The sequence below is a fragment of the Pseudomonas sp. HMWF006 genome (genome assembly GCF_003061205.1).
In the GTDB taxonomy this organism is placed as follows: Bacteria; Pseudomonadota; Gammaproteobacteria; order Pseudomonadales; family Pseudomonadaceae; genus Aquipseudomonas; species Aquipseudomonas monsensis.
The window spans coordinates 1,043-5,510 of sequence record NZ_QAIU01000599.1 but is presented as its reverse complement, the minus strand read 5'-3'; the positions used below and the strand labels follow the sequence as shown (position 1 = coordinate 5,510).

Below are 4,468 nucleotides of genomic sequence, written 5' to 3'. Positions count from 1 at the left end.
GAAGATCAATGTCCTCAACGACACCACCGCCACCGTCGGCCACGACGAAACCCTCACCGTACAGAATGCACGCACCCGCACGGTCAAGGACGGCGACGAGACCGTGACCCTGGAGAAAGGCAAACGCAGCGTCACGATTCAAACCGGCAGCGACACCCTGGACGTCAAGGACAGCCGCACGGTGAAAGTCGGTGCCGATCAGAATCACAGCACCGGCGGCAACTACACCGACAAAGTCACCGGCGATTACAGCCTGACCGTCGACGGCAACCTGACGATCAAGGTCAGCGGCACCCTGACCCTGCAAAGTGGCGGCAGCTTCACCATCAAAAGTGGCGCCGATCTGGCCACGTCGGCCAGTACCTCGATCACCCACAAGGCCGGAACTGCCTTGACCAATCAGGCCGGTACATCGCTGGACAACAAGGCCGGTACCACACTGACCAACGATGCCGGGATAAGCCTGACCAACAAGGGCGCGGCTTCGCAGACTGTCGATGGTGGCGGCATGCTGACCATCAAGGGCGGGCTGGTGCAAGTCAACTGACAGGGAGCACTCATGGCGATCACACCGCTGGATCTGCAGCAGGATGACAAGCAGCTCAAGGGGCGTCTGCAGGACGGCCAGCTCGACGGGCCGCTGCAGATCAAGGATGACGGGCGCAAGCAGGCAGACCTCAACTACAGCGCCGGGGTGCTGCAAGGGACCTCCCTGCTCTATCACCCCAATGGCAAGGTCTCGGCGCAGATGCCATTTGTGCGCGACAAGGTGCAAGGCGTCGCGAGTTTCTATTCCGCAGAGGGCTGGTTGCAACGCAAGGCGACCTACCGCCGTGGGTTGCTGCATGGCGAGGCGTTCAATTACTTTCCTGACGGACAAGTGGCTGAGGCGGAGTTTTATCGCGATGGTGTGCGTGAGGGGCGTTATCAGCGCTTTCATCCCAATGGCAAACCGGCGGCCGAGGCGCGGTATGTGAACGGGCAGTTGCTAGAGCCGGAGCAAGGCTTTGCCGAGGATGGCCGGCCGCTGGGAGCGGATGGCAAGCCGATTTCGCGGGTGCGGTGGTGGTATCGGCAGTGGGCGGATCCGCAGCAGGCCTGAGAACCTTGAAAAGCCCCTCACCCTAACCCTCTCCCCGAGGGAGAGGGAACTGATCGGGGGAGATTGGCGAGTTATGCCGGCGTGAAAGGTATGCAGTGAATCCATCATCGACTCGGTCGTTCAGGTCGATGTATCGCGACAGACACCTTGGTCGGCTCACTCTCCCCGAGGGAGGGAACTGATCGGCGGAGATTGGCGAGTTACGCCGACGTGAAAGGTATGCAGTGAATCCATCATCGACTCGGTCGTTCAGGTCGATGTATCGCGACAGACATCTTGGTCGGCTCACTCTCCCCGAGGGAGAGGGAACTGATCGGGGGAGATTGGCGAGTTACGCCGGCGTGAAAGGTATGCAGTGAATCCATCATCGACTCGGTCGTTCAGGTCGGTGTATCGCGACAGACATCTTGGTCGGCTCACTCACCCTCTCCCAGACGGAGAGGGATCTGATCGGCGCAGATTGGCGAGTTACGCCGACGTGAAAGGTATGCAGTGAATCCATCATCGGCTCGGTCGTTCAGGTCGATGTATCGCGCCAGACACCTTGGTCGGCCCCCTCTCCCTCTGGGAGAGGGCTGGGGTGAGGGTTAGCGGTTCAGGGGATGAGCATCTGCATCTGCCCCGGCATGGCGATCTTGATCACCCCCGCCCAGTTGCACATCAAGGTGCTGTTGGCATCAATCGCCGGCATGCCGCCCAATAACAACGTCGGCGCGCCACCGGGGATCCACGGTGTGGCCGTCGCCGGAATGCACGGCATCGGCGTCAACACCCCAAGCGCCGCAGCGGTTGCCGCCGCCACCATCGGATTGGCCATGCTCATGCACACTCCGAACGGCAGGATATTGACCAGCGGGATGTGATCCATGATGTTCGCCGCCGGCATGCCGCCGGTCAGCGTGCGATTGACCGGCAGCACGTTGAGCATCGACGGCGCGGCGCCGAAGCTGCATTGCAATGTGGCGGTGGCACAGACTTGCGGACAGCCCATTTCCCGACTCCTTCGTGGACACGGCATACCCGCTAAACCTTAGTCTGCTGCGGCTCCTCGCGCACATTCCCAAAGGTGATTATCCGGCAACACGCTAACCTATAAGACCGACCCGCGCTTGTGACCGCCCGAGCGCGCCATTAGATTAGCCAATGATGTCTGGCCTCCAAAATAAGCAGAAGGGATAAGCATGGCGCTTACTGACCAGTCCACCCGTATCCGCTCTGGCGAAGAACTCGATGCCAGCCTGATTGATCCGTACCTCAAGGCGCATATTCCGGGCCTGAGCGGCTTACCTGCGATCAGCCAGTTTCCCGGCGGCGCGTCGAACCTGACCTACCTGCTGGAATACCCGGAGCAGGAGTTCGTCCTGCGCCGTCCGCCGTTCGGCCACAAGGCCAAATCCGCCCACGACATGGGCCGCGAATTTCGTATCCTCAATCAATTGCGCGACGGTTTTCCGTACTGCCCGAAAGCCTACGTGCACTGCACCGACGAAGCGGTGATCGGCGCCGAGTTCTACGTGATGGAACGGGTCAAGGGCATCATCCTGCGCTCGGAACTGCCGCCGGAGCTGGGCCTCGATGCGGCGAAAACCGAAGTACTGTGCAAAAGCTTCATTGACCGCTTCGTCGAACTGCACCGCGTCGACTACACCGCCTGTGGCCTCGGCGATCTGGGCAAACCGGAAGGCTACGTCGCCCGTCAGATCAAGGGCTGGAGCGAACGCTACGAAAAAGCCCTGACCCCGGACGCACCGCACTGGGAAGCCGTCAAAGCCTGGCTCAACGACAAGATGCCGGCCGATCACCCGACCTCGAGCATCGTCCACAACGACTACCGTTTCGACAACGTCATCCTCGACCCGGACAACCCGATGCAGATCATCGGCGTGCTCGACTGGGAACTGACCACCCTCGGCGATCCGCTGATGGACCTGGGCAACACCCTCGCCTACTGGATCGAAGCCGGCGACCCGGCACCGGTGCAACTGATGCGTCGTCAGCCGAGCCACGCGCCAGGCATGCTCACCCGCCGCGAGTTCGTCGACTACTACGCCGAACGCTCGGGCATCCAGATCGACAATTTCGACTTCTACTACACCTACGGTCTGTTCCGCCTGGCCGGCATCGTGCAGCAGATCTACTACCGCTTCTACCATGGCCAGACCCAGGACAAACGCTTCGCGCAGTTCATTCACATGAACAAACTGCTGGAGCAGATGAGCCTGCAGGTCATTGCGAAATCGAGCCTCTGACGGCCCACACCAAGGAACCCCTATGTCCAAGACTCAGTTGTTCGACCTCGACGGCAAGATCGCTTTTGTTTCCGGCGCCAGCCGTGGCATCGGTGAAGCCATCGCCAAACTGCTGGCCCAGCAAGGCGCCCACGTGATCGTTTCGAGCCGCAAGCTCGAAGGCTGCCAGCACGTCGCCGATGCGATCATCGCCGCCGGCGGCAAAGCCACCGCCGTGGCCTGCCATATCGGTGAAATGGAACAGATCAGCCAGGTGTTCGCCGGGATCAAGGAACAGTTCGGCCGCCTGGATATTCTGGTGAACAACGCTGCGACCAACCCGCAGTTCTGCAACGTGCTCGATACCGATCTGGGTGCGTTCCAGAAGACCGTCGATGTAAACATCCGCGGCTATTTCTTCATGTCGGTCGAAGCCGGCAAGCTGATGCGCGAAAACGGTGGTGGCAGCATCATCAACGTCGCGTCGATCAACGGCATTTCGCCGGGGATCTTCCAGGGCATCTACTCGGTGACCAAGGCTGCTGTGATCAACATGACCAAGGTCTTCGCCAAGGAATGCGCGCAATTCGGCATCCGCTGCAACGCCCTGCTGCCGGGCCTGACCGACACCAAATTTGCCTCGGCGCTGGTGAAGAACGATGCAATCCTCAAGCAGGCGCTGACGCAAATTCCGCTCAAGCGTGTGGCTGATCCGAGTGAAATGGCCGGTGCGGTGCTGTACCTGGCGAGTGATGCGTCGAGCTATACCACGGGTGTTTCGCTGAACGTGGACGGTGGGTTTCTGTCCTGATTTAAACGGCAAATGATTAACCCTGTGGGAGCGAGCTTGCTCGCGAAGGCGTAGTGTCAATCGACAATGATTGGGTGACACACCGCATTCGCGAGCAAGCTCGCTCCCACAGGTCGCTGCTTGAATCAGGCATCGAGGACTTTCGGTAACTGCCAGCCGAAATGCACCGAGAGCAACCGCAGCGTCAGACACGCCGCTCCCGCCAGCAACGCCGCCGCTACAGGCGAAACGCCCAGCCTGCGGCCCATGATCAACACCGCTGCACCGACAAACGCCGAACTGGCATACAAATCCGCCTGCAACACCACGGGTATCCGCGCCAGCACA

Annotated in this window: 4 protein-coding genes and 2 pseudogenes; 4 read left to right on the top strand and 2 right to left on the bottom strand. The window is 60.5% G+C overall.

Translation table 11 applies throughout. From position 1 onward, the window contains the following. A pseudogene (locus tag DBR24_RS34145) lies at positions 1–547 on the top strand (type VI secretion system tip protein VgrG); the annotation flags it as partial. 12 nt (positions 548–559) lie between these two features. Further along, positions 560–1,102, top strand: a complete 543-nt coding sequence (locus tag DBR24_RS27810) for a toxin-antitoxin system YwqK family antitoxin (protein WP_128616309.1) — start codon at positions 560–562, stop codon at positions 1,100–1,102. A gap of 595 nt (positions 1,103–1,697) precedes the next feature. On the opposite strand, the gene DBR24_RS27805 is transcribed toward DBR24_RS27810, so the two are convergent. Continuing rightward, a complete protein-coding gene (locus tag DBR24_RS27805) occupies positions 1,698–2,093 on the bottom strand; it encodes a DUF4280 domain-containing protein (RefSeq protein ID WP_008083980.1) in 396 nt (131 codons plus the stop codon). 190 nt (positions 2,094–2,283) lie between these two features. Here DBR24_RS27805 and DBR24_RS27800 point away from each other — a divergent pair, with 190 nt between their 5' ends. Together DBR24_RS27800 and DBR24_RS27795 are read left to right on the top strand one after the other, a co-directional pair. After that, entirely contained in the window at positions 2,284–3,351 is a 1,068-nt protein-coding gene (locus tag DBR24_RS27800) for a phosphotransferase family protein (protein WP_128616308.1), read from the top strand. Between the two features lie 22 nt (positions 3,352–3,373). After that, entirely contained in the window at positions 3,374–4,141 is a 768-nt protein-coding gene (locus DBR24_RS27795) for an SDR family oxidoreductase (RefSeq protein ID WP_085687598.1), read from the top strand. 125 nt (positions 4,142–4,266) lie between these two features. On the opposite strand, the pseudogene DBR24_RS34140 reads toward DBR24_RS27795, so the two are convergent. Beyond that, a pseudogene (locus tag DBR24_RS34140) lies at positions 4,267–4,468 on the bottom strand (trimeric intracellular cation channel family protein); the annotation flags it as partial.

Bases quoted from the DNA above. Each gene is read 5' to 3' on its own strand.
- DBR24_RS27810 (WP_128616309.1), top strand. From the start codon at position 560: ATGGCGATCACACCGCTGGATCTGCAGCAGGATGACAAGCAGCTCAAG.
- DBR24_RS27800 (WP_128616308.1), top strand. From the start codon at position 2,284: ATGGCGCTTACTGACCAGTCCACCCGTATCCGCTCTGGCGAAGAACTC.
- DBR24_RS27805 (WP_008083980.1), bottom strand. From the start codon at position 2,093: ATGGGCTGTCCGCAAGTCTGTGCCACCGCCACATTGCAATGCAGCTTC.
- DBR24_RS27795 (WP_085687598.1), top strand. From the start codon at position 3,374: ATGTCCAAGACTCAGTTGTTCGACCTCGACGGCAAGATCGCTTTTGTT.